The organism is Vibrio sp. CyArs1 (assembly GCF_022432925.1).
GTDB classification, from domain to species: Bacteria; Pseudomonadota; Gammaproteobacteria; order Enterobacterales; family Vibrionaceae; genus Vibrio; species Vibrio mediterranei.
On record NZ_JAKRBO010000021.1, the window covers coordinates 1 to 24,859 of the forward strand.

A 24,859-nucleotide genomic window follows, 5' to 3' on the forward strand; every position below is an offset into this window, starting at 1 on the left:
CTCTTAGGGCGCGCGCCACGTAATACGCTTATTTCAAGTAGTATCGCGGAACGTTTTCGTGACATAAGCACTATCGATTGATGTCGCCGCAGTTTCTCGAGAAAAACTCGCGGTGGTTAAGGCTTTGTTATATTGTCTCTAGCTGGTTATTATGATATCAAGGGGAAGAATAGTTAATCAGGCTGAGTTCCATCAATTTGCGTAGCAAAGTATACATTTATACTAAATGTCTCATTAACTCTTCTGCGCTATTCCCCAAACGTATATTTAAAAGTTATACTTTGATACTTCTAAAGGTATTCCAGTATGTTCATGAGGTATAGGTAAACTTCTAGAGTGAAAATTTATTTCTCCATTTTTTTCATAAAACTCTATACTTTGAGCATTATTAAAAACTAACTTGTATGATGATTCTATGCATTGGTACATACCATTAACTTCGAAATCCTTATACTCTATAATTAAGTCCATAATTTGATGGTTTCTAACTCCATCATTGAAGAATACAATGTTATCTTTTAGGTTTATTGTTTTAAGTAATCCAATAGTAATAAGAATTGAGTCGTGATTAATTATCAACATATATCAAGTTCCATGTGGGTTTGCTATTTCTGTTTTATAGTATGAGTTTAGATATATTAACGCACTTTGTTTTTATTAAGTAAACTAGTAAATATACCTGTAGAGGGGCGGGGGAGATTTGTGTACTCTAAGTCACTGAAAAAAGACAACTTACCATTTGCCATAGCAAGGGTGTGACTAAATAAAAATAGTAAGGTGAGGGGGTATATTAAAGTGCAGGGGAAATTATGGCTCGAGTTATAATTGCCGATGATCACTCGCTCGTTTCTGAAGGAGTGAAGAGAATTATTGGAGAAATTCATCGTGTTATCTACATTGCTAATAATGGTATTGATCTCATTCGTAATGTTCGAACGTTCAGTCCAGAAGTTATCATTTGTGATGTATCCATGCCAATGATGAATGGTTATATAGCAGCAGAACAAATCCTTAAGGCCTCCCAAAAGTCTAAAATCATATTTTTGACTATGCATACCGAGGAAAAATACGTTCAAAAAGCTTTCGATATTGGGGCTCTAGGGTACATTACAAAGCGTTCTGCACCAAACGAACTCTTAAAAGCAATAAGTCTGGTTTGTGAAGGAAAAACGTACATGAGCCCTGATATTGAAATAGACTTAGTAAGCGGTAAGCGCAATGAGGTAGTCCATAGTTATGAAATATTAACACCCAGACAAAAACAAGTTCTTCAATTAATCTGTGAAGGGTACTCTGCAAGGGAGGTTAGTGCTTTGCTCAATGTGTCAAAGCGTACGATAGAGTTTCATAAGTACAGAATTGTTGAAATATTAGGATTAAGCAGTCCGACTGAGCTGATTCCATACGCCATTCGAAATGTATTAGGTCTTGAAGAATCATAAACTGTGTATCTAATGCTTATTTATGGCATCAGTTTAGTTTTTTATACATTTTGAGTGGCTTAGATGTGATGGAGACACTCCCTTCGAACGCAGTTGTATATGCTAAAGATTAAACCAATACCCTAACAAGCGTCTAGTCCTGTCTGATAATGTGGCGGGACTACGCCAAGCACGAAACAATCGCTTTCCAGATAGAACTTTGGGATCTGGAAAGTACGTAATTTTACTGTTTAAAGGTTTAGAGAGAAGCAAACATGCAATTGTATTTATTTGCTGCTGTCGTTCCCCTGCCCTCTCAAAGTTTGCCAGTCAGCAAATATTCGATTTTTGTAGCGGATTGCCGGATAGGGGATAGTGAAATAGGTTTGCTTACCGCAAGCGGTACATAAGTGAGGTAGTTGGTTGTGGACCTCTATTTTTGGGCTATGAGGGTCGTATCTAAAATAGCCTTTATTGCAACTGCAAGGGTATTCCACCCGCTCTACACCATCAACTTTTATATAAACCCTATTGTCACTGTTCTTCATTGTGCAACCTTCATTGGCTCTCTTATTTCAGGTTACACGTATTTGGCTCATTCAGGAACAGTAGGACTAGTGATGAAGCTTAATGATTAGAACAAACAGTTTTGTTTGTTTTGTTTCCAATTGCCGCGATAACTGCATTGTGTTGATACGAAACGCTGGAAGGTTTTGGTACTACGACTCCCCCAATACGTGTTCCATAACTGGCATTAGCGACATATCGTCGGGGGAATACATCATTCTTTGTGAATCTACCCAACGATTTGCAGCGGAGCTGCTAAAGTCGAGGCTCAATTGACGATGAACAATATTCAAGAACTCAAACGTCAGTTCAACTGACATAGTAATAAACCTGAGAGATGTGACCGTTTTGGTCGCTGAATCTACCGCGACGATTTGGAGCGCTAGGCGCTTCTTAGCATCCATCACACTTTCTAGATTTATGTCAGGCAGAATGGAAGCGTCGAAAGGGCAGTCAAAGTTTAACTGACAACCCTCAGTTCTGAAGCTAAACACTAGGAGCATTCCGTTAGTGTGTTGGTCTGCAAGGAGCTTAACGGAAACAGAGCCATTGTTGATAGCTTCTGTTTCACTATGAGTCATTTGCGGGAGCGCAACAAAAAGTCTGTTGTAGTTTGGACGCAGAAATTCTGCCACCGCACCTTCATGAACCGGTATCTTGTTTGGGTAGGGCTGACCAAGAATAAACATTTCGATAGACATAGTACTAATATCCGTAGGTTGTTTTACTTACACGCTGAGCTGATGGACTACTTGGTTTTTGTATTACTAACGCAGTTTATGTCACCATCATTGCACTCCATTGTCGTTAATTTGCCGTACATTCCATAAGCCAAGATAATCATCACCACGATTGTTATTACAGTTCGCATCCAACGTTCCTTTACTTCATTTTTACTATTGGTCCTCGCCCCATCAATTGCAGTAGAGCAAGCTTTTCTTTGTTAGCGTGTAGAATTGCTTTTTTAGCTAGCGTGTATGCCCCTAGCTTGCCGTGTTTCGTACAGCTATAACGACGAGAAACCTTGAACAACTCCCCGTCTCTTCGCTCAATCCAATTGGCTCTATACTCTAAAGTCTCATTTTTTCGGTCACTTGCTTTACACAATGTAGGTTCAAGATTTTTTGGCAACCTCGCTAGCAATGTCCAATCAGAAACAACAGAGTGCCAGAACTTTCCCCACGATTGTTTCCCTAGACGATTGCGTTCTTTAATGGCTTTCTTGAGTGCAATCTCTTCACCAATTCTGACATATCCTATGGAACGATAAATGTACCTACCTTCCGGCTTTGGAATAGATAGCTTGAAGGCATTTTTTCCTTTAGATATAAACCGAAAGCCTGTATTGGACTTAAAGTAGGCAGGTGCTTTGTCTGTTTCCAAAGGTCTGTTCCCCGTGCTTTGTTGCCTTTTTAGCATTCAACCTCAACGACACCAACGTTGTCGAGTTCTATTTTTACATAGCTTTTGCCTGAAGCATTGACCGCTCCAATAAGGTTGTGCGCTGCTAGTTCTAGCATTTCTTCGACACTAAGATTCAGCTCCATGCAACCGGATACAAATTCTTGTACTAGTTTCTGTTTTGCAGCGTTCATAGTTCGCTTCCTACTGTGATTGAGTGGAAATAAAGATAACACCAACAACATATTTCCAAAGCGGTAGGTTCTTTTAATGCTGACCAAAAAAAGCGCCCCTGTATGATTTGTGTCATATGAGAGGCGCGGTTTTAGTAGAACGTTAGGTGCGCTCTATGCTTCTCCATCCTGCATTAACTTCCAGAACATTGTCGATTGCTGCTGTGTTACATGCTTTTTACCGTCAACGAATAGGGCGTGATGCTTCTCCAACTCTCGCACAATGTTCATGTTGGACTCTAGCTCTAGCTTGGTCTTGGTATTCAACAATTGCTCAACGTCTTTGTTCTTTGGATTATTTAGGCGGTGACATATCCATGCAGTCATGTAGTCACTATAGCTGTTCTCACTTGTTTGGAAGTGGTCCAATCCCTGAGTAGATAGGAGACAACCTACACCAAACTCGCGCCCTTCTTTCAATATTTTACGAAGGCTAGGAAAGTCTTGGCTCATGAAGTTATCCGCTTCGTCCACTAGGATAAGTTTTTTGAGAGCACGATACTGTCCGTTGGGGCTTGGCTTAGAGGCTAGGTGCATTTGTGTGTAGAACTGATCAAGTAACACAGCAACAATCAGATTTTGCAGGTTAGGGTCGATACCCCCCAACGTAACCACAACAACATTATCATCAAGTAGATCGTAGAGCGTTTTACACTTACGTCCGTTCCCCTCAAAAATTTCAAAGTCATACAAGTCAGACAGTGCAGATGTCAAAGAATCTTGAGGAACTTTCTTTTGACGATTATAGGCTGCTACAACATCACGCATTGTAGGTGGAGTGTTTGAGTAGGTCGTTGTATCACCGTTGTCGATGTTCTTGTCTTCATATGCAGCAAGAATACATTGCTTCAGAGTTTGTTCTTGTTTGACGCCTAAACGAAACACCTTGCTTAACGTTGAGATAAACACCTTGGCTGTATTCATCAAAGCCAATCGGTGATCTGTGTGTAAGGCGAACGGGTTGATAGGCAAATTGTTGGCTTCGAGAACCTTTGCGCCTGTAGCCTGAACAAACTCGTCATCGACATAATCCGACTTGTAATCGAATATCAAGATACCTAATGATTCATTGTTCGTATTTAACTCTTTTTGGCGACAGAGCTGAGTGACGATTGATTTCACAGTTTGAGTTTTACCCGTTCCCATAGTACCCGCTACCGCTAAGTTAGGGTTTAAGTATTGACTGGTATCGGTTGGACACCAGAGCAGGTTTTCTCGCACTAGCTTAGGCTCGCCATCTTCTGGCTGTTTGTCGTCTGCTACCTGTACGTTGTGATGACCAACCACAATAGACATTTCCCCAGATTTAACAGGTGGCGCCTTCTTGCTTACCAAAGAAGAGGCTTTTGGATTGCTCTTTTGCTCCTGCTTCTCACCAGGTTTTTTATGTGCGGGTTGTTCGGTAGAAACACTAGGTGCGGCTGCAGTGCGTTTAGTCTCCTTGGGTTGTTTCGGTTTAACCTCTGCTTTGGTTTTTTTGAAACTGGATTTTCTTTTCTGGTTCGAATAGGACTCTGGTATTAAGTTGTCCAACATGCACTTATTGGGCTTCTGCTTTTGAAGTGTAAATGCAAGGTTCTTGTAGAGCGCTTCATGTAATAAGTCCGGTAAGATGAGCTTTTTAACAGGTCGAGTAACAGCGACATAAATCAGATGAAGTTCATCTTCAGGGAGAGGCTTACCGTCACCAAATGCCGCGATAACTGCCGAGTAATCATCAGCCAACATGACAACGTCAGCCTCTAGTCCCTTGCTACCTCTTCGCGAACGCGTCCAGGGCTGAACGATTCAATCGCCATCGAGTCGGCTTTACGATACCGACTTAACCAAAACACCCGAAACACACCGAACGGATTGACGTCCCATTGAGCTGTCGTTGCTCTCTGAAAATCACCCACACCCCTCGCTAAATCGTAAACGATTTAAATGGTTGTCTGTGAAAAACATAAAACCATCAAAAACAATAGGTTACAGAATTTTAATACTCAAAAAAGCATGCCTTGAAAATTTTCAAAATATCAACTAATTAGCCGTTGAAATCAGAATTAAAAAATATGCTAATTCAATGATTCTTTATTGATGCCTTTTCCAGAAAGGCTTAGAGCGTAGTTTGAATGATAAATGAATGTGATATGATTGAAATCTCATTTAACCATTGATTGATAAGGCTTGGAGAGCGTTATGATACTATTGATTAATTGACATTTCATTGATATGTTATTGTAGTTCATTGGTGTTGAAAGAGAAGATTTATGGCACGTTCTTATCCATTACAAAGCTCTCTACGCGGGCAGTTGGAGCAAGACTTCATAAAATATAGAGATAAAGAGCGCTTGAGTGATGCAGAGGCCACTCGTCAACTTCTGACTTTAGCCTTGCGTATAAAGCTGAATGACAGTGAAGATGATAGGCCGACGAATCGTGAACTGATGGAAGAGATGTATCGTCGGATCAGACAGATCCAAGGGACGGAAAATTTAACACATGTACAAACGTTTAGTGGAGAAGCTTTTTATAGAAATAAAGCGGATGCGACAGAGATGCGTAATAACTTAACCGCGGATATTAATAATAAAGTGGACTCCTATCTTTCAGGCGAAAAAAAAGGATAGCCCGTTAAGGCTATCCTTTGTGTTTTTGGCTATCGTTCTAATTCGCGCTCGATTTCTCTCCCCATCGGAGTGTGTTGTTTATTATCCAAGTCCATCTCTTGTTGCTTAGACTGTACGGTGGGTTCAAATTGTTCTAATGCTTTACTGTCTTGTTCTTGGTTGTGTTTTGAAATAATCGCCTCTTCTTTGTTGTTGAATTCTACATTAGATGGTGTGTCTTTATTGAATACCTGTTTATCTTCAAGCTCTTGGCGTTCATATTTATCTATGCACGCTTTGATGTTATCCAATAAATTATCTGGCGCAACAAATTGAATTTCTTTTCCTGCAAAGTTCTCCATGATTTTCTCAATATTGTTGGGGTTCAAATCGGTATTGCCTTGGCTCAATGCAATAACAACGTGTTGGCGAAGTTCATCCGATGAGATATTCTGAATGTCATTTTTATGATTGACGTTAACAATGTCATAGTGCCCATGTTGAGCTTGTTTAATGGCGAAGGAATTCTCAATGGAAGTGCTAATGATAGTGGTATTTAAATTCTCACCTTGATGAAAGTTCGTTATTTGTTTTGACTTAGTGCCTAATGTTCTAGGGTTGATTTCAAGCGTGCCGTCTTTATTACCTTCAAAGTCTAAATAGGTCACTTCAATGGCTTTGGTCTCTCCTTCTTTATTATGAATGTTGGTTATCATAGCAGGGTGAAACTGTTTATCTTCGGATGTATAGACCGCTTGATGAAACCGAACGTGTTCACTGTGTGGTTGGGTAATACCTTGTTTGTTGAGGTAGGTTTCAACCAGTGTCCCAGTGAGTGGTTGACTGGTTTGTACATATTCTTTGGCTCTTTGTTCAAATTGAGCGATATGCCTTGGGGTGGTGTTAATGAGTTTGTCGTGATGTCGATTTTCCTCAAGTTGATATTTATTCGGTTCATTAAGCATATCATGAGCTTCTTTCATTGCTTCTTTGTAAGTTATATCTTTATGACTCATTATGAGGTTGATTAATGAACCTTTTTCCCCTGTCGTATAGTCTTTAAAATAACCACGATGTTCACCAGTTAAGGTGACTTTAATCGCGGACTTTCCTATCCCGAAGGTTAAGTAGTCGCGGTCGGATTTGGACTTGTTGGGTTCGCCCAACAGCTGAATGGTGAGGCTTTCTGTATATTTTGGGAGCTCTTTATTCACGTGTTCTCTAAATATCTTGTAGTCAAAATCACCACTTTGATTTTGATATCGCACATCCTCATGGGGTAGGGCATTATTATTAAAATACGTGGTGCTTTGCGGGGGCGTGTTATTCAGTGTTTCAATGGCACTGTGTTTATTGACCTCTTTTGACAGCCAGCTTTTCATCATCTGTTTAGGGTTGTCGGTGAAGAGCTTGACGTGGGTACTGGCACGACTCAAATCGATATAAGCTCGTCTGAGGTTCGTCAGTGCCCCTTTACCTTTGATGGCGGTGATTACGTTCTGATAGGTCGCACCTTGCGCCATATCGGCGGTTCGAGTGTAGGCATAATCCCAATGTCCGTCTTTAAGCTCTGTCGGGTTAATGTTCAATGTCTGTCCCTCTTTTGATAGGGCGGTGATGGTCTCGTGTGTCGCGCTTTGGATGCAGTACTCCACATTGGCCTTGATGCCACGCTCTTTGTCGGTAAAGCGCGTCATGATCTTATCGCCAGCGGAGAGCGGCTTTTCTGATTTGGCAAAGAGGGTGGTGAACTTATGATCTTTATTTCGCGGCAAGAAGGGTTTTTCGATGCCTGTTTCATGGTCTTTGAGCATGATTACGCCATGCTCTGAATCGACCTTAGTTATCGTGGCGTATTCGCCTGGTTTGGTGCTCAGAATCAGCCCTTTTTGGTAGGGCATCATGGTCGATAACTCTTCTTTGCTGTTACCAGTAGAGCGTAACCGTGTGGTGATGACGTTCTCTTTACCAATCGTCTCCTCTTTCATCAAGCCTGCTCGAATGTGCTCGGTGATGTGGTCACGCTCAACGTTGGTATAAGCCACGATGAGCGTGTTGTCTCGTGTATCGGGTGTTCGAGCTAGGTAATCCTTTGCGACGGTGTAAGGCAGAGTTTCTGTCGCCACAAGCTGTGCTTTGGCTTTGTCCTTGGCGCTCTCGTCTAACGTTGATATCACATGCTGCGTATGACCTTGCGTGTCGGGATCTTGTTTAGAGAGTTTATCTAGAGCGCTATCTGGCTGTTTATCGACGATGTTGTGCACGGCGCCAAGTAGCGGTTCGTTTTTCTGTCGAATGATATCGGTCATGTACGCGGTATCGATGCGCCCCTGGCTCATGGCGAGTTCAAAAGGTTTACCTGCACTGAGGGAAAGCAGTTGCTCTTTGTCACCCAGCAGCGTGGCTTTAGAGCCACTTTGTAATACTAGGTCACTCAGCTCTTTGGCTTGTTGGTTACTGACCATGGAGCTTTCATCGAGAAAGAACAAAGTATTCTTATAACCCTCAGGTGAGGCGACGCCACGCCTTACGTCGGAGAGTAAACTTTCCAGTGTTTGTGCTTTGACCCCTTTACTTTCAAGCTCTGAGACAGCGGCGTGAGTCGGTGCCAGACCAAGTACTTGTGATGGTTGATTTTTACCCGCTTGCGTGGCGTGTTGAATCAGTTCAATGTTGGACTCTAACATGGTGGATTTACCTGTGCCGGCTAAGCCTTGTACGGCCACAAAGCTGTCTTTGGTGGTTGATATTAATGTGATGGCATCCTTTTGGCCTTGAGTGAGGCGAGGCTGTGTATCAAGGTAGCGTGCCACTTGTCGCTCGGTGGCGAAGGGGGTGTGTTGGTCTTTGCCTTGATCGATATTCCGTAGAATGTGTTTTTCGGTATCGATCGCAGCTTGTGTGGTCCAGCGCGTTCCGTCACTGTACTCTGCAGACAACACATCGCTGCGCTTTGCCAGCTCAGTTTCGATCTGCTCCTTCACTATCGGCTGGTTAGCTTCCTCAAAAGCGTAGCGAAGGGCTTCGACCACCAACTCTTTTTGTGTGAAGGCGGCTTCGCGCTCAGAAAGATGGCTTAGGGCAAAGTTGACCGCTTTTTCTTGAAGTGGTGCGCTGCGCTCTTTACCTAATATCGAGAGTGCTTTCTCGATGTCGTGCTTGAGGGTGGTGTCGGTTGCGCTTGATAGATACCGGTCATTGACGCGTTGTGTCTGCACCACGTGTTCAATGGCGGAGAGTTTGACGTCACTTTTCTCAAGGGCGGATTGCGCTTTTTCTGGGTTATCGGTGAACACATCGATACGGGCACTTTTTTCCGTAAGATCGTGAAACAGCGCTTTTGACAGCGTAAAGGCTTTACCTGAAATCAGAGTATGCGCTCTTTGCTCGATGTGACTGGCCGATTGTACATAATCGTATTTTAGCGGTGCATCTTTTAACTCGGCTTAGTCAAAGCCATATACCAGCCTAATGCACCTACAATAAAAAACAGTGTGAATAACAACTTTAACTTCACGTACTACCTATAACTACTACTTGAACCGTCATCAGTTCGATATATACAGGAATTGTGGGCTACAAAGTAGCTATAGGCTGGTTAATTTATACACTGATCACAAAAATCAACGCTAGATGTCACAAAATCATTAAAAAGAAATGTCTCAATAATAAGAATAAAACCTTTTAATTGCGGTGAGGTTATGTCTATTAGATGCATTTTCTGTTCAAAAAAACTGTAAAATTGCTTGGACGTCTTCTTGAAGGTTGTGCTTTCATGCTATATAATTCTCTTAGACTCTTGGAGCAAAAGTGCATTACATAGCACGCTACTACATAGTCTTCTATGTAGTGTATTTTTCAAGAGTTAGAATGTGTTGGATTGCGAACCCAACTATACAGCATTCGCAAATAGCCGTCTTACCCACAGAGTAGACGGCTTTTTTGTATCTAAAATTTACTATTTGATCTTTAAGGAGATCTTGTATACGATTAGATAAACCTGTTCGGATTCGCACCCTGAACAGCCTCAAAATCTCTGTGGAATCAATTATGACTTATATGCATTCGTGTGTTGATACGACACACTACCGACACAAAACCCGTTACTTAAGCCCTTCTAGACTCTTAGGATTGAGAGTTTCTAGTGCTTTGTGTGACAGGGATGTGTCAAATGTTCTTATCTGAAGATGCTTCTCTAACCAAAGCTCAACAACGTAAGGCTTACGACAAGCAGTATCGAGCTTCCCGTAAGGCGCGTAAGCGCGAGCTGGTTGATATGCATCAAACGGTTCTTGATGCTGAACATGCTCGCAAACCTGGTTCATCTGTCGAAATTGGTTTCAAAGCAAAGCGTATTAACCGTAGTGGTGAATGTAAGAATCTTCCTTACGAGTACGCTTATATCCTTAAAGCTTGTGAAGAGTTCATTGATAACCCTAAACGTTTCCCATCACTACAAACCAATGATGGCCAAGCGGTCAATAACATCCAGTGTCGTCGCCTGATTGCCAGAGTTATGGCCACAATGCTTCCTTATACGGATTTAATTGGTGGGCGTGTTGGTGAAGCCAACAAAGCTCACTTCGATACCATCAGTTATGATTTCCTCCAGGAAGAACATGCGCTTCGTTTTGGCGAGTACATCTCACCGAAATCTTTTGCTAAGGCGATCAAGTATCTAGAGAACGCCGGCTACTTGCTTGCTGAACGCGTCAATGTGTGTGTCGATGCCATTGAAGGGACTTTCCGTAGTGCGGCTTCTTTTAAGCAATTTACGCAAGCATTCTTTGATGACTTAAAGGTGCAACGTTACCCAAACATCAATGAACTTATTAGAGCGACACGTGAACGTAAAATCAAACAAGGATTAAGCTTCAAGTGGATATCGAGTCAACGTATTCGTAATCGTGTCTGTGAGATATACAACGCAACAAAACTGAATACGGTGGCAGATTCACTCGCTCGTAGCTTCATGGACCTTAAACAGCAACCTTACCCCTACCAAGTTCCTATCTGATTTTTTTCATTATATCCGCGTGAGCGGAGGCATTCGCACGTCTAAAGAAAATAAAAAGTGACATTGTCCGCAGTTCTATAGGGCATCTAACTAAGACTTGGCCATAAGTTGGCACTTGACCTTTTAAAGAACGTTCAACAACTTACTCTTTTCCAAAAAGGGGTGCAAAAAAGCAGAATAAAAAAATAGCACAAAGGATGGATGCACTCTTGGATACCTTTGGTATTAAAACTTACAGTATTAAAATCAAGATATTTATAAAGGTCGAGTGCTGGCTGCTATATGACGGTAGTCATGTAGAGACAGTACTGACCCACCGGAACAAAGTGGAGGTAGCTCTTCTCCCTTTAAGAATAGATAAGGTTGTTGCTAACGCTCCACTAAAAGAAAACGCGATTCGGTTAGATTTTCTAGCGAAAATCATCGCTTATAGTTCACTAGCAATGCGCCAAACTCTTTCTGTCTAACGTCCTTAACTAACGTGGACCGATACTACTAAGAAATTATTACTGTTTAACAACAACGACCACAATGGCCGCTACGCGGGTCTAGCAGGACGGAGGGGGCGCTAAAAATGATCGGTTTGATCACTTTAGATCTTCAAATGTGGTTAGGGAAAAGTGGATGGTACTTTAAAAGCAATGATGTTACAGTGTCACTAATACTATATAAATAAAAACCGATACCTCTTCCTCTTTATGCAGAAATATCAGTTTTATACTTAAATATCAATATTTTATATTTAGTGGCTGTTTTTTGTATTTTTTTGGATAGCATCCAGTGCATCTGAAGATAACCCCGTCATTTCTATCACGAAGCTGCGATCCATTCCTGATTTTAGAAGTTTGAGAGCAAAATATTGGGTTTGCTCTGCCCTTCCCTGCTCTAGTCCTTCTTCTCGACCGCGCGACAGTCCTTGCTCAATACCTTGCTTGAGACCCTGCTGTCGACCACGCGCTTCTAATTGCTCTGCGATTGTCATGAATTTTTCCTCATGCTCCGGTACTTTTTCTGCGAGAGTTCTTACTAACGCCTCTAAATTCGAGGTCTCTCCCACTCTCACTAAGTATTCCATTAAAGAATCTAACTGTTTTTCCGTTAGATAATGCTCTAATAACAGTGTAACCACTGTATCTGCAAAATCCAATAGATCTCTTTGCCTCACATGTTTTTGGACCAGCTCTAATAAGGCGACTCGCTTGTGCTGGATGATCTCATCATCTGGTATCACTGTGACATCGACAAGGGGATAAGCTTGACTGTAAATGGTTTTCGCCAGATCTGGGTTATCAAATTCATCTAGCCAGTTTGTGCTGTATGGATAAGGGGACGTTTTTCCATGATAAAACAAAAGCGGTATGACGATGGGCAAGGCATCATGACCAGCATCGAGATGTTGTTGCATGGCCGCTATCGCGTACCGAGTCAATCGAAATCCCATATGTTTATCTGGGCTGCTTTGGTGCTCGATCAGTGCGTACACATACCCTGCTCCACTCTCTGTCTCCATGGAGTAGAGCACATCTGAGTAGTATGGAACCAGCGCTTCTTCCAAGAAAGACCCTGGTTGAAGTTGAAGGGTATTGAGATCACAAACTTGTTTGATTTGTTCTGGGAGATGCGCTTCCAGAAAATCTCGTGCCGTCTCCGGGACGGTAAGGAAGGACTTAAACAATCCATCGTGTATTGATTGTGGGGTTTTCATCTCATACTCTCACCGCTGATTGAGCTCTCATTATACACAACATCGCTAGGTTTTTGATATTCCGATAAGCTAAGGCTTTGAGCTTATCCTTCGGTGTGGTTTGTATTCTTCAATGGAATTACTGGCCTCATTTCTATTCCATTTTTTCTTTTGATTACGAGTAGCCAGCTCTTGTAATGACATCGCCTCTTTCATTATCCGCTTCGCTTGCTCACCTTGGTAATTTTCGCTCATTCTAGTCCCATTGTTTACCGGTTTCTAAGTGTTTCACGAAACATTCTATGTGACAATGCCTCAGATCAGCGGTAGATTGAGCCTCTGACATGATGTCATAAACCGTGTCCTCTAATTCTTGTTTAGACTTGTATGGAACCTTTAGTCGATAATCATCCGAAGGGGTCTTCGTCATATCGTAATAAAAGGACCAGTCATGTTCGATATCTTCCCGAGTTTTCTTTTTCCCTCGTACAAACTTGCTATTGTTTTCTATGCGAAGCCAAATCTCTAATGTCGCTATTTTACGCTTAGAGCGTGTTCCTGGTAATTGAGTCGAGGGGTGATTGTCTCTATAGTCTTTTAGGATCCGGTAAACACTCGCGATACCAATGTTAAGTTGAGTAGCGACGGATTGTCGGGTGTACCCTTCGTTGATAAGTTCAACCACTTTATGTGATTGATTGCGAGCTGTGGGTTGGCGACCTTTGTACTTACCCGCTTTTTTAGCTCGTGCAATGCCTTCTAACTGCCGTTCGTACCTTAAACTGGTTTCAAACTCTGCAAAAACACCCAACATATCAAAAAAGGCTTTTCCTGATGCGTTACTTGTATCGATGGGTTGGCTGGTTGCTTTGAGATGAATGCCCTCCTCTTTGAGCTTTTTAACCAAATGTTGTAGGTCGTATAGACTTCTCGATAGGCGATCTATACGTGTCACCACAAGTGTGTCACCTTCCCTCATGTAATCCAGACATGCTTCTAATTGGTCACGGCCTTCTGATTTGCTACCACTCTTTTTTTCGGAATATATCTTCTTGCAGTTTGCTGCTTTTAGGGCTTCGAGTTGTGTTGAGAGATCTTGTTCGATGCTTGATACACGAGCGTAACCAACGAGCGCCATATTAATACCTTTAGGATCTAGATTATCTGATATATAGCTATCATAAATGCTTTTTTTGTGTATGTGGTAGTAAAAAACACTAGGATTAAAGTGCTATCACACGGGTATACATCAAAGATATTATTTTTGACTCCTTAGTCCCTTTATTTTTAATGGACAACTCAAAAATTAAAGGATAATCTATTTATGATTTCTATTTGGAGGCTAGGATGGATACCCAACAGACCACTTTATACTTTCAATCACTAAAGCAAGGTGCTGATGCTTATATCAAGCGTCGAAATCAACGCTTACTAGCGAACCATCGCAAAGAGTTACGTAACTTTACCCGTGCAGAAGCATCTGCTTACTTAAGCATCGATGCCAAGACGCTGGATAAATATGTCAAAGCCGCTGAAATTGATCCTCGTCGGCATGAAGATTCTCAATGGTCAATTGATATTATGGAAATGTATCAAGTACGTGATTTGTTGCCAGAAGCATTACGTAGAGAACCAAAGTTTGTACGTAATACGCATCAATCTGCACAAGTTGTTGTTATTCAAAATCAGAAAGGTGGGGTGGGTAAAACGGTATCCGCTGCGACTATCGCGTCAGGTTTATCGATAGAGTTCCATCAAGAATACCGTGTAGGCTTAATTGATATGGATGGTCAAGCTACACTATCTATGTACTATGCTCCTGAAGCAGACCAAGAAGGCAATCTGTCTGTTGGTGATCTTATTATGCGCAATTTTGATTTGGATGATGGAGAGACGTTTGAACAAGCTGTATCTGACGCATTTCTAGAAACGACCATTCCCAATTTACGAGTTCTGCCAGCAGCGCAAAGTGACCGAGCCATTGAAGGTTGGTTCCATGAGCAAGTATTTAATCAAAAATTGTTATCTCCCTACTCTCTTTTGGCTGAGATTATTGATGTTGTAAAAAACGATTTTGATATCATTATCATTGATACGCCACCTTCGTTGGGCTACGCGACCTATAATGCCTACTTTGCTGCAACCAGTGTAGTGTTCCCTTTATCTATTACTGAAAATGATATCGATGCAACTTGTTCATACTTTAGTTATATCCCGCAAGTATGGGCACTACTAGCAAATGCTGATCATGAAGGATATGACTTTATGAAGATATTGCTTACAAACCATCGTGATAGTTCAACGACTACGGAATTAATGAATAGCCTTTATGAACACTTTGCACCTTATTTATACTCTAAGGAGTTCAAACACAGCGAAGCGATTAGACAGGCTTCTTCCCTACTTTCTACAGTATTTGATATGTCTAAGAGTGAGTATCCAAAAACTAAATCGACATTCCAAATTGCACAACAAAATGGCTATGAGGTAACTAGTCAAATTCAACGAGATCTTCTTAACGTATGGCGTGAACAGGAGCATGCATAATGGCTAAAAAACGTGGCGGTAGCCCTCTTGGGAACTCTCTTGGCTCTCAGGAAGCCCAACAATCAGCAACAAAAGAAAATCTCAGATCACTAGCTCAACAACTAGCAGGGGAAATGGAGAAAGCAGGTACTAATACAGTCGAATTTCTACAAGCACAATTTGGAATTGAGTCTATTGGTCAAACGATGACTTGGCAGTTGGCGTCTGGCAATACGGCTACCTTTAATGAGGTAACGTTGTCCTATATTCAAGTTCGTGATGAAACATTTGTCACCTTTGATGTGAATGGACGTGATCAATCGCTTTTGACCGCAGAGTCATTATCAGATTTGAATTCTCTTGAATTTCAACAGTTTTATCCGGCTGTTGGTCGTGAAGTTGATGGGAGAATTGATATTTTGGATGGTTCGCGTCGTCGGGCTTGGTTTTTATTACAACAAGGACTTGTTAAGTCTTTTCGTATTCTTGTCACTCAGGATAGTATTTCTGTCACTGACGCCAAAATGCTAGCCAAACAATTGCAAACAGCTAAAGAACATAATCTGCGTGAAATAGGTCAGCAATGTATAGCTATCAAATCAGCAAATGCTGATTTCACTCAAGCTGAGATTGCAAAACAAATTGGTCTAAGTCAGGCTGGAGTTAGCAAAGCAATCAAAGCGGCAAATATCGATGAACAACTGGTTAAGTTATTTCCTGTGGTAAATGACTTATCACATCCAGATTATGCTTTGTTAGATAAGGTAATGAAAGTGTGTAAAGATCGACAGAGAATAGCGAGCTTTGTGCGGAACATTGATAAAAAACTTGTCAATATTCAGCCTGAATATTCACTTGAAGAACTGAAGGATGCGATTGTTTCATTAATCAAAGCTGAGTTGAAGGTAGCAGAAGAGAAGCGAGAAACAGACAAGACCGAAGTGACTCCTCTTGCCCAGTTCGATAGTAAAGGAATGTTTGCACGTAAACGAGTTAAAGGGCGGAGCTTTTCATATGAATTTGGGCGAGTGTCGAAAGATGTTCAAGTCGAACTGGATAAAGCTATAGCCAATGTTCTTAACAGGCTAAAGGCGGAATAGTTAGAACAAATGCACATAAACAGGTAGTCAAACTATTATGCGTCCTCTATTAACTGGATGCCATTATCAACCAGTTCACAGGCAATTTGACTAGACATATTTGGCAGGTTTAAAAGATAGAGATAGTGGACGGATATGACAGGTAGAAATATTGCTGAATTCCAACGTATTGCGAATAAAAAGGGTTGGAAATTCGAAGATATTGCGAAACGTTGGGGTAAGTCCGAACGGCAGTTGTCACGAATAGCAAAGGCAGGTGAACAGCGTGACTTAGATGCTGTGAATGGGGTGCCAGATAAATCAAGAAATTAAAGGAAACAAATTCGTGTGGGAAACATCAGAAGATCGGCTGAAACGCCGCCCCCCATAGAAATGAAACTAGGTAAACAAATTGGTGTTAATACCGAGCAATTGCGTGTAGACAACCGTATCGTGCTCACTACTCTCGACCATTCATGTATCATTCCTTGACTCTTTCGACTGCTCAATCGTATTACTTGGAGAGGGTAAGCTCGTCAGTATTTGTGACTCAAGAAGGGCCTGATGACTAGCTCATTACTGTCATGTCCAATATTTGGTTTGGTACTCTCTTCCATAATGAATAGGAACCAGAAAAGGGACTAAATGCGTAAAATATACTACAAATAATTAATGATTGAATATCAAGCGACACGGCAAAGACTGATTGCCGGGTCGCTACTTACTGATTAATTCCCAGAGTACAAATGTGTAGAGGTGGAGTTTCTACACTAACGTGTCCCTTACTATCAAAGGTACTTAGACCAATAACGCTTACGATGCAAAAATCGATAGCCGCCTATGTCCAGTCAAAGTTGTCAACACTGATTGCGATATGGCCACTAAGTAGGAACCGAGCGTCTACCAAGGTGAGTCTAGGGAGAGTGGCAACCTATTGACCCCACCATCATAACCCCATTTCAATGGCCTTAGCCTAACCGCTTGGTAGGCGCCTGGCCTTACAATACCCTCAAGTTCAGATAGATGACCAACTCTCATACCTCCCCCCCCCATCTTACCAATATGCAACTGACCTTTTATGCTCATGCCTTGGTACTGTTGAGTACTCGTAAACACGCCTAGAAGAGTAGGGGTACCTCCAAATTCTGAAGTAGCAACCTCAGCAAAGTCCTTTGCAATACTGGGGGTCACTGAAAAATAAAACCCTTTCCCTCCCGACAGCCCCCCATTGGTATTCATTTTTCCTAAATTTAACCCGCCTTCTATTCCTTGAGCTAGGGAAGCACTTGAAGTCCCATGAAACCCTACAAGTTTCTCGCCTGTCGTTTTTGAAACTTTTAGTCCTCCCTCAAGATCCAAAGCATCAAGTAGAGAGTAATCATAGAGAGCACTAAAACGCCTTCCTACCATGCCTCGCCCACTCAATCCAATAGTTTTGACCCTTGTGATACTTTGATTAGCAGCCGACAGCGATTTCCCTAACTGGCCCACGCCTTGCCCTACACCAAAGGTAGCCAGACCGACAACTGTCCCGATACCGGCATTGATACCAGCTTGCTTCGTCGAAGCCCCTGTTGCAACACTAAGCCCAAAATCAGCCGCCCCTGACACGACTGCGTCTGCCACTGCTAATCCTACCTTGACGCTGGTTTTTGCCCCTATCGAAGCGGCTCCAAAACCACCACTAATAAAACCGAGTGCTGCACCAATACCCACCTGTTTCCAGTCAAAATCATCACCACTGACGGCTGTCTGAATCCCTTCAGCAGCAGCAGAAACGCCTGCTCCTACCACTGCGCCAACAATGGCGCCAATAATCAGACTCGATATAGCAACATGCCCGCTTGGATCGCGTAAGTTTACGGGGTCACCTAGGCAATAAGCATAACTATTTATCCCTCCTTTACCAAACGGACTCATCGAATCCATCGCGTGAAAACGCATCAGCCTTGGGTTATAAGCCCGATAACCGTTACCTAGATGGTACAGCCCTGTCGCTGGATCTTTGCGCTCGCCATTAAACCCCAATGGATTAACGGCTAATGGACTCGAAGATAGACCAGGCTGCATCACCTGACTGGCCGCCGATAACGTGGGAGAGAGAGCCAATGGAGAGGCTGCTACTGCCATCGAAGAGTGTTTAAGGAAGCGCCGCCTTGAGGCATTAATATCCTGGAGTAATTCTGCCTTCAAATGAGGGAGCTTCTGGTCATCTTTCATAGTGTTTATCCTTCTCCGTATGGCGTATATTGACGTTTAATCATCACTGGGCTCCCCGTTGCTTTAGAGGTATTCAACGTCGATAAAATACTGCCTTGAGCGTTGGAAATAAGAAACTGGTGCTGAGTTGAATTGCTTGACTGAAGAGTCCGGCTTCCTGCTGCCCCCATCACTCGTTGATAGCTGGAATGCACCCCTTCAGATAACTCGTTCGCTAGCTGGTTTCCTTGGTAGTAAAGGTAGATAAAACGCTCTTCATGCGTCTGCGAGACAACCCGCCCCATGGCATCATAGTTGTAACGTGATAACTCGGTTTCTCCCTCAATAACCGCTTCCATTTGACTCAGTGTATTGTACTGATAGGTTCTTCCTTGTTCATCAGAAAGCAAATTCCCTGCGGCATCATACTGAAAGTCTATTTTTTCTGGGTAGCTGGAGTGTGTGTTGGCTAGACTTTGTAACTGAATGGGGTTATCAACAGCATAAGTGCACGTAGCTCTGTTCGATGTCCCATCTGTAAAATCGCTCTCTACTCGAACGATATTACCATATACATCGTAGCTGAAGTGTTGAGATTGCAGGGTGTTATCGTATTCATCTTTCGGTGAATTAGGCCCATCACAGGTATAAGATACCAAGCGATGAAGATCATCATAGGTCATACGCTCCGTTGTCAGTTGGCCTTTTTCGTTATATACCTTTTCAATGATTTGTAAGTCGCTGTCAAAATTTTGCGTTAAATTAAACTCTTCTACGTTATTAATCGTCACAAGTCGATGGGTTTCCAGCCCAACGGCATTAAGGCTAAGGCTAAGGCTAACAATATCGTCACCATTACGAGTATCATAGCGAATAGGCCGACTATAAGAGTCATAAACCAATGTCGTAGTAGTTGTCTGATCACTTTCAAGGGATGTTACAGTGTGTAAGCGACCATGCTCATCGTAGCTATAGGTGGTATTATTACCAAAGAAATCTGTTTTTGCGAGTAACCTTCCCTGCAATGAGTAATGATACGTAGCATGACGCTGCGTTCCATCATTCAGCTGTACTGACTCTGATATCAACTGGCCAAGTCGATTATAGCTGAAGTTCTGCTGACTACTTTGATTAAGTGCAGAAGTCAGCTCTCCTGTCATTTCGTCATATGTAAAGACTTGAGCAAACTCTGACTGCCCTACAACATCAATAGACATAGGAACTTGATGGTATTTATTATTACTGAACTGTAACCTGTCTCCTTTTGGTGTAATTTGAGCTGAAGGCATCCTAGACGAACCTGTATAGCTGATACTATTCTTTACCCCTGAAGCCTCATTTTGAGTTAGGCGTGATAGACCATCGTATTCGCGCTGTCCTAAATGGACATTATTAACCGCTATTTCAGTTTCCAGAGCATCCGTAGTGAAGTCTGCATACTCAACAGAGCGTGACACCGCTTGGCCATTTATTGTTCTGTTTGTTGTGATGACTCTATCGCTGCTGTCATAGCTTTGTGTAGTGACTCTCTGGTTGGTATCTGTCGTATGAATAAGATTGGAATACCCGTCATAATGGTATTGTGTATAAGCTAGGCGCTGATTAAACGAGTCCAACGTTTCTTTGGATGCCTCCAGACCAGTATCGTGATAAACCGTGATTTCTTTCGATAAACCGGGCTGCTCATGAGTCGTTGTCAGGGTAGCCAGGTTTTGGGTTATCAGTTCAACTCTGCCATCCGGGTGAGTCACTTTGCTCACTTGTCCATTAACGTCATACTCGTATGTTGTCGTTAAACTCAACAAGTCTCCATCAACCCAGTCATTGTCAACTTGGGTAACCAACAGGCCAAAGTCGTTATAAGAAAGCTCACGGATTGTTTTCATCAAGCCACTCGCATCGCTTTGTTCCACTTTTATTGTCTTTCCCGCATTATTGAAGTGCTGAATTTGGTGATTACCATTAGCATCTGTCGTGATCAATTCATTCATGTCACTGCCTACTGTGTAACCCCAACGCAACGTTGCTTCATAAGGCGTATTCGGCGCAATGGTATCGCTCAGTTTTCGTCCTATATCATCGTAAACGGAGAGGATTTCAATACCTTCAGCGTCAATGCTTTTCGTGATCTGCCCATCCCAGTAACGCATCAAACTTGACGTACTGGCAGACAATCCATCATGAGCGATGAACTGCTGAGTTATACTTAACGTATCAGCCGCAAAATCATAATACAATGATACGCGGCTTATTTGTCCGTTAACTGTAGTGCTCTGCGTAGCTAAACGCCCGTATTCATAACCATTGGTTTTGTCCATGTAATACGTCATCACCACACTGTGATCGTGATAGGCCTGGGTGCTGAGCAACACAAAATACTCATTACTGTTGCTCAGCCTAGGCAAAGACAGATAAGTCATGTCTACATGACGAGGCGTCTCGCCAAGCTCTTGACTGGCTGGAATAAAAGACTCTCGTTTAAGCAACGACACCAACCCATTTGGCTCTGCCGGGCAGGCACTGCCTTCCCCAGAAGCAGGATAGAAGGTGCGAATTACTTCGCTGCCATCGGGCTGTCGGACGTAAGTCTGGTTGCCGTAATCGTCATAATTGTACCGGGTCGTGAAGGTGTTCTGCTGCCCCTCCTGATAGTACGTCACTCGCTGCTCCTGAACAAAACAGTACACTGCCGGTTGCGATTCAATCCCTACCTCTAGGTTGGCGAAATAATCATTGTCTTCTTGTTTATACAGGGTATTATCTTGTCGGTATTCCGCACGCTCAAGTAAATGGTATTTGTTGTAAATACGTACCACCGACTGACTGCCATTAATCGTTTCTGTACTGCTGTATTGATAGTCCCTACGGGCTTTAAATAAAGTATCTTCGCCTGCTATCCAAGCTCGGTCACTGGCAAAACCAAGATAGTTTTTATCTGAATAGCTATACGTCACCACTCGGTCTGGCTGATTTTGACCAGCAATGCTGCGATGTTCGGTAATGTAAGGTACTTTTGGTAGCGGAGCCTGATTGGGCAAGGAGTGGCCATTATCCTGATAGTGCATTTGCTCCAAAAGTCCTGTGGAATGAACCACCTGCTCTATCACATCGTAACCACACTCATTTATATATCGATAGGCAATTTCTATCGGCGTACTATGCTCTGGCAAGTGAACAGCTGTCAGACGAACGCTACTACCGAGAGCCTGTTTCACCATTCGTATCTGACTCAACTCCTGCCCATCGTAACAATGCTTGACACAGGTCTCCCATTTGTCAGACCACCAATCAATAATAACTTCACGGCCGTCAGCATCGTAAATACGCCAGAGAACAGACGTATTATTGAAGTTTGAGTACTCAAACCGAATGTCTAACCCTTGTGGAGACACCAACTTAGTCAATGTTCCAGTATCGAAATCAATGTAATCCTGCCGACCATCTTTGTAGACCACTTTTATCTCATTGGAGGCATTCAAGTAGAAAACCCGAATGTCCTTAAGCCGGCGGTAGGGAACCGTGTACTCGTTGGCATAATAGTCCCAGACAATTTTGAAAGACTGCCCTGTGGATAGAAAAAGCTCACTGGTATCTGGGTTAAATCGACTTAAGGACAGTGACCACCCCCGACCAAACCCAAAATCCAAAGGGTTAGAAGCCTGATGAGTGAGCTGCAGAGAAAACGCAGGACCCGAGGTTTTGTGCGATAAGAACTCTCCTAGGTGGAATGAACAGGAATAGCTACCCGTCCGTGGATCCACCCCGGTTTGGAGGTACTCAGAGAAACTGTATGCATTACTGGTAATCGCCATCGTTTGAACACCTGATTGAATTGTTGTCAGAGTACAGGAGCCTTGGATTTACCGATTTCCCTCAGCCCCTGCAGCTTGATTGTGTAGGTTAGTCGTCGGTGTGATTAACGAATGAACACGTTGTCATTGTCAACGCCTTGACCAAAGTGCAAAACGATTTGGCTTTGGGTTCCATAAGCATCAACGATATCGATGGTGTTGTCTTTTTTTTCAAACTTCCACGTGTCCACTACGCTCTTCGTTGCTGATCTGTACCCTGTACTGTCTGGTGTAATGCACTCATAACCCCCTACACTGCGATAATAGGGGTAACACGTATAATCACGAGCTTTAAACTTTTTCTTGTGTAGTGCGTGTGTCAAAACAGTAGCGAGATAGTCATTAGTTACTACTGGATAAGGGATCTCAAGAGTGGCGACTGTGCCTGATTGGGGGTACTGGTACTTAAATGAGTCGTGCAGATCTTGGTCCAGTATCATCGCAGCCACCCACGAACTGATTTTCTCTTCACCTTGATAATCGTTTAAAGCCACGTGATTTTCTTCAATATATTCCTCGAAAATCGAGCTGGTATTGACTTCCTGACCTACATATGAAATCTCATGAATTTCAGCTACATAAGGACGCTTTTCGAGGTTTTGCAATGTAATTTTTTCATATTTATTGTCAACCCATACCTCTTCCGGAGTCAAAACAAAGTCGTCTGCACTGTAGCGTAGAGGTTGAATCGCATTTATCGTCACATAACTGTTGTTACCCGTTCCCTCACAAGTATCGTACGTTTCTTCCTGTGTCCCTCCTGGGTAAGGGACAGAGGCGGTGATTTCCACACACACATCCACGACACCAACGTCACCGGAGGTGATGTATAAGTACTGATGCTCAGTGTTCGAGTTGATATTGCTATAGTTCACGCCAGATGAAGATGGACTAATTACATGCCGAAATGCATTTTCAAGCTCCGAGAAGTCCCAGTAATCGACTTCTCGAAGCGGTTCTCCAGTATGCAGCTTTTTTAGCGCTATACTCTCTACGATTTCTCCTTCTCTCAAATCCCAGTGCACGTAGACCTCGGCTTGCATATTGCCATTGGCATAGATAGCCCCAGCCCCGCTGCTTTGATGAATGGTTAGTTGATTGGGTGCCCACTCGGGGCCATTGGCCAAAGTGAATGATGATGCTAAACAAAGCATCGAGCCCAAGCATGGTTGGATAACTTTCCTCATTAACGTATTCATAATATGCCTATTTAATATTTGTATATATCCACTCGATATTCAACATTGTTCATGCCTGGCATTCAACTAGTAAAAGTACTGGTTTTGCGCAGTTGCAGTGAGGAGCTGTTTAATATCAACTAGCTACGGTTAATTAAGCTAAAAGGGGGAACCTTACTTAAGGAGGTAACGGTGAAACAAGAGCTGATTGGTGGAGTCCTGTTTGGTACTCTGGTTTCAAGTACAGTGATGGCAGAAGTCAACGGAGACACATTTAAAGAGTTTCTTAAACAAGACGCCGCCCATTGTTTTGGGTGGTCCGCTGGGCTAGACATTGATAATGATTACACTAAGCTTCTAATTGAACTTTCTAAGGGGCGTACCGAAAGTGTAAAAAGTGATCCTAATATTATGGAGGAATTCGGTACCGCTATGGGGTATTCAGAAGCAATGATCGAATTTTCAGGTAAGGCTTCTGCGGAAGAAAAGTATCGGAAGGTGTGTACACCGATCAAGCAGAAATATGGGATCTAATGGCCGCTTCCCTTACATATCTTTCCGCGTTTCATGTGATTCTTGTTCATGATGCAATACGGTTTAAGCGAGCAGCCCCACTCATCTCTCCAAGATGAAGGGCCAGCTTTCTGGGAAAAAGGGCATCCACGTAATCTGGCAGTTGGCTGCCAAAAGCTCTATGGCTCGAACAAAAAGTGGAAACAGAAGTATGGTTACCATAAGAGCTCGTTGTCGGACACCGCTATGTATCGTGTAAAACAACGACTAGGTGCTTCACTCACGCTTCGACATTACAACGCACAAGTTGGTGAGACTTACGCCATGATCAAAGCACTCAACAAGTTAACTGGGATAGGTATGCCTGAAACTCAGTGTATTGTTTAAAATATGAACGATTTAAACGGCATTCGGCCTGTGCCTGAATTCAGCAACAAGGCCAATGGTCACAGCCATTTAGCTATATAGTTTCTGGTATGCTGATGTTAACTTTCGGATTTCCTCTCCCCAAACTGCCCCCCTCTCTTAGGGCGCGCGCCACGTAATACGCTTATTTCAAGTAGTATCGCGGAACGTTTTCGTGACATAAGCACTATCGA

20 protein-coding genes and 2 pseudogenes are annotated in these 24,859 nt (G+C 42.7%); 9 read left to right on the forward strand and 13 right to left on the reverse strand.

The annotated features are described in order from the left end of the window. Nucleotides 1–809: 809 nt before the first annotated feature. On the forward strand, nt 810–1,442 hold the full coding sequence (locus MMA19_RS26030; RefSeq protein ID WP_240207700.1) for a response regulator transcription factor: 633 nt from the start codon (nt 810–812) through the stop codon (nt 1,440–1,442). Nucleotides 1,443–1,708: 266 nt separating this feature from the next. Here MMA19_RS26030 and MMA19_RS26035 read toward each other — a convergent pair whose 3' ends face one another. The 6 genes from MMA19_RS26035 to MMA19_RS26060 form a co-directional block, all read right to left on the reverse strand. Further along, entirely contained in the window at nt 1,709–1,969 is a 261-nt protein-coding gene (locus tag MMA19_RS26035; protein ID WP_240207701.1) for a hypothetical protein, read from the reverse strand. Nucleotides 1,970–2,140: 171 nt separating this feature from the next. Beyond that, a complete protein-coding gene (locus tag MMA19_RS26040) occupies nt 2,141–2,689 on the reverse strand; it encodes a hypothetical protein (RefSeq protein WP_240207702.1) in 549 nt (182 codons plus the stop codon). Nucleotides 2,690–2,870: 181 nt separating this feature from the next. Continuing rightward, nucleotides 2,871–3,371: a Fe3+-citrate ABC transporter substrate-binding protein gene (locus MMA19_RS26045; RefSeq protein ID WP_240207704.1), complete on the reverse strand. Its 501-nt coding sequence runs from the start codon at nt 3,369–3,371 to the stop codon at nt 2,871–2,873. Between the two features lie 29 nt (nt 3,372–3,400). Next, entirely contained in the window at nt 3,401–3,583 is a 183-nt protein-coding gene (locus MMA19_RS26050) for a hypothetical protein (protein WP_240207706.1), read from the reverse strand. A 153-nt stretch (nt 3,584–3,736) separates the two neighbouring features. Beyond that, nucleotides 3,737–5,350: a DUF87 domain-containing protein gene (locus MMA19_RS26055; protein WP_240207708.1), complete on the reverse strand. Its 1,614-nt coding sequence runs from the start codon at nt 5,348–5,350 to the stop codon at nt 3,737–3,739. Nucleotides 5,351–5,364: 14 nt separating this feature from the next. After that, on the reverse strand, nt 5,365–5,520 hold the full coding sequence (locus MMA19_RS26060) for a hypothetical protein (protein ID WP_240207710.1): 156 nt from the start codon (nt 5,518–5,520) through the stop codon (nt 5,365–5,367). A gap of 354 nt (nt 5,521–5,874) precedes the next feature. Between MMA19_RS26060 and MMA19_RS26065 the strand changes: the two genes are divergently transcribed. Beyond that, a complete protein-coding gene (locus MMA19_RS26065) occupies nt 5,875–6,234 on the forward strand; it encodes a hypothetical protein (RefSeq protein WP_240207712.1) in 360 nt (119 codons plus the stop codon). A gap of 29 nt (nt 6,235–6,263) precedes the next feature. On the opposite strand, the pseudogene traI reads toward MMA19_RS26065, so the two are convergent. Further along, a pseudogene (gene traI, locus MMA19_RS26070) lies at nt 6,264–9,653 on the reverse strand (conjugative transfer relaxase/helicase TraI); the annotation flags it as partial. 731 nt (nt 9,654–10,384) lie between these two features. On the opposite strand from traI, the gene MMA19_RS26075 reads away from it, so the two are divergent. Both MMA19_RS26075 and MMA19_RS26080 read left to right on the forward strand, forming a co-directional pair. Then, complete coding sequence (locus MMA19_RS26075; RefSeq protein WP_240207714.1) at nt 10,385–11,230, forward strand: hypothetical protein; 846 nt, start codon at nt 10,385–10,387, stop codon at nt 11,228–11,230. Nucleotides 11,231–11,427: 197 nt separating this feature from the next. Beyond that, nucleotides 11,428–11,697 (forward strand): hypothetical protein, encoded by a 270-nt coding sequence (locus tag MMA19_RS26080; protein ID WP_240207716.1) that lies wholly within the window; start codon nt 11,428–11,430, stop codon nt 11,695–11,697. Between the two features lie 275 nt (nt 11,698–11,972). Here the strand turns inward: MMA19_RS26080 and MMA19_RS26085 are convergent, their stop codons facing one another. From MMA19_RS26085 to MMA19_RS26095, 3 genes are all read right to left on the reverse strand, one after another. Beyond that, a complete protein-coding gene (locus MMA19_RS26085; protein ID WP_240207717.1) occupies nt 11,973–12,935 on the reverse strand; it encodes an Rpn family recombination-promoting nuclease/putative transposase in 963 nt (320 codons plus the stop codon). Nucleotides 12,936–13,004: 69 nt separating this feature from the next. Further along, the gene (locus MMA19_RS26090) at nt 13,005–13,169 is read right to left on the reverse strand and encodes a hypothetical protein (protein WP_161494014.1); all 165 of its coding nucleotides are present in this window, start codon (nt 13,167–13,169) and stop codon (nt 13,005–13,007) included. Between the two features lies 1 nt (nt 13,170). Further along, a complete protein-coding gene (locus MMA19_RS26095) occupies nt 13,171–14,052 on the reverse strand; it encodes a recombinase family protein (protein ID WP_240207687.1) in 882 nt (293 codons plus the stop codon). Between the two features lie 209 nt (nt 14,053–14,261). Here MMA19_RS26095 and MMA19_RS26100 point away from each other — a divergent pair, with 209 nt between their 5' ends. From MMA19_RS26100 to MMA19_RS26110, 3 genes are all read left to right on the forward strand, one after another. Next, a complete protein-coding gene (locus MMA19_RS26100; protein ID WP_240207689.1) occupies nt 14,262–15,461 on the forward strand; it encodes a ParA family protein in 1,200 nt (399 codons plus the stop codon). Next, nucleotides 15,461–16,540, forward strand: coding sequence for a ParB family protein (locus MMA19_RS26105; RefSeq protein ID WP_240207691.1), 1,080 nt, complete (start codon nt 15,461–15,463; stop codon nt 16,538–16,540). The genes MMA19_RS26100 and MMA19_RS26105 overlap by 1 nt, the downstream gene beginning before the upstream one ends. A gap of 135 nt (nt 16,541–16,675) precedes the next feature. After that, on the forward strand, nt 16,676–16,852 hold the full coding sequence (locus MMA19_RS26110) for a hypothetical protein (protein ID WP_240207692.1): 177 nt from the start codon (nt 16,676–16,678) through the stop codon (nt 16,850–16,852). A gap of 567 nt (nt 16,853–17,419) precedes the next feature. Here MMA19_RS26110 and MMA19_RS26115 read toward each other — a convergent pair. From MMA19_RS26115 to MMA19_RS26125, 3 genes are all read right to left on the reverse strand, one after another. Continuing rightward, nucleotides 17,420–18,739 carry an RHS repeat-associated core domain-containing protein gene (locus MMA19_RS26115; RefSeq protein ID WP_240207694.1) on the reverse strand — a complete coding sequence of 440 codons (1,320 nt, stop codon included), beginning with the start codon at nt 18,737–18,739 and terminating at the stop codon, nt 17,420–17,422. A gap of 5 nt (nt 18,740–18,744) precedes the next feature. Then, nucleotides 18,745–22,530, reverse strand: coding sequence for an RHS repeat protein (locus MMA19_RS26120; protein ID WP_240207696.1), 3,786 nt, complete (start codon nt 22,528–22,530; stop codon nt 18,745–18,747). Nucleotides 22,531–22,634: 104 nt separating this feature from the next. Then, entirely contained in the window at nt 22,635–23,768 is a 1,134-nt protein-coding gene (locus tag MMA19_RS26125; RefSeq protein WP_240207697.1) for a hypothetical protein, read from the reverse strand. Nucleotides 23,769–23,939: 171 nt separating this feature from the next. On the opposite strand from MMA19_RS26125, the gene MMA19_RS26130 reads away from it, so the two are divergent. Further along, on the forward strand, nt 23,940–24,281 hold the full coding sequence (locus MMA19_RS26130) for a hypothetical protein (RefSeq protein WP_240207699.1): 342 nt from the start codon (nt 23,940–23,942) through the stop codon (nt 24,279–24,281). 47 nt (nt 24,282–24,328) lie between these two features. After that, nucleotides 24,329–24,647, forward strand: a pseudogene (locus MMA19_RS26135) (IS5/IS1182 family transposase); the annotation flags it as partial. Nucleotides 24,648–24,859: the final 212 nt, after the last annotated feature.

What these genes read in the sequence shown, in the direction of transcription:
- MMA19_RS26120 (WP_240207696.1), bottom strand. Translation starts at nt 22,530, where the DNA reads ATGGCGATTACCAGTAATGCATACAGTTTCTCTGAGTACCTCCAAACC.
- MMA19_RS26080 (WP_240207716.1), top strand. Translation starts at nt 11,428, where the DNA reads ATGGATGCACTCTTGGATACCTTTGGTATTAAAACTTACAGTATTAAA.
- MMA19_RS26050 (WP_240207706.1), bottom strand. Translation starts at nt 3,583, where the DNA reads ATGAACGCTGCAAAACAGAAACTAGTACAAGAATTTGTATCCGGTTGC.
- MMA19_RS26055 (WP_240207708.1), bottom strand. Translation starts at nt 5,350, where the DNA reads ATGTTGGCTGATGATTACTCGGCAGTTATCGCGGCATTTGGTGACGGT.
- MMA19_RS26115 (WP_240207694.1), bottom strand. Translation starts at nt 18,739, where the DNA reads ATGAAAGATGACCAGAAGCTCCCTCATTTGAAGGCAGAATTACTCCAG.
- MMA19_RS26030 (WP_240207700.1), top strand. Translation starts at nt 810, where the DNA reads ATGGCTCGAGTTATAATTGCCGATGATCACTCGCTCGTTTCTGAAGGA.
- MMA19_RS26100 (WP_240207689.1), top strand. Translation starts at nt 14,262, where the DNA reads ATGGATACCCAACAGACCACTTTATACTTTCAATCACTAAAGCAAGGT.
- MMA19_RS26110 (WP_240207692.1), top strand. Translation starts at nt 16,676, where the DNA reads ATGACAGGTAGAAATATTGCTGAATTCCAACGTATTGCGAATAAAAAG.
- MMA19_RS26085 (WP_240207717.1), bottom strand. Translation starts at nt 12,935, where the DNA reads ATGAAAACCCCACAATCAATACACGATGGATTGTTTAAGTCCTTCCTT.
- MMA19_RS26105 (WP_240207691.1), top strand. Translation starts at nt 15,461, where the DNA reads ATGGCTAAAAAACGTGGCGGTAGCCCTCTTGGGAACTCTCTTGGCTCT.
- MMA19_RS26095 (WP_240207687.1), bottom strand. Translation starts at nt 14,052, where the DNA reads ATGGCGCTCGTTGGTTACGCTCGTGTATCAAGCATCGAACAAGATCTC.
- MMA19_RS26040 (WP_240207702.1), bottom strand. Translation starts at nt 2,689, where the DNA reads ATGTCTATCGAAATGTTTATTCTTGGTCAGCCCTACCCAAACAAGATA.
- MMA19_RS26035 (WP_240207701.1), bottom strand. Translation starts at nt 1,969, where the DNA reads ATGAAGAACAGTGACAATAGGGTTTATATAAAAGTTGATGGTGTAGAG.
- MMA19_RS26090 (WP_161494014.1), bottom strand. Translation starts at nt 13,169, where the DNA reads ATGAGCGAAAATTACCAAGGTGAGCAAGCGAAGCGGATAATGAAAGAG.
- MMA19_RS26125 (WP_240207697.1), bottom strand. Translation starts at nt 23,768, where the DNA reads ATGAATACGTTAATGAGGAAAGTTATCCAACCATGCTTGGGCTCGATG.
- MMA19_RS26075 (WP_240207714.1), top strand. Translation starts at nt 10,385, where the DNA reads ATGTTCTTATCTGAAGATGCTTCTCTAACCAAAGCTCAACAACGTAAG.
- MMA19_RS26065 (WP_240207712.1), top strand. Translation starts at nt 5,875, where the DNA reads ATGGCACGTTCTTATCCATTACAAAGCTCTCTACGCGGGCAGTTGGAG.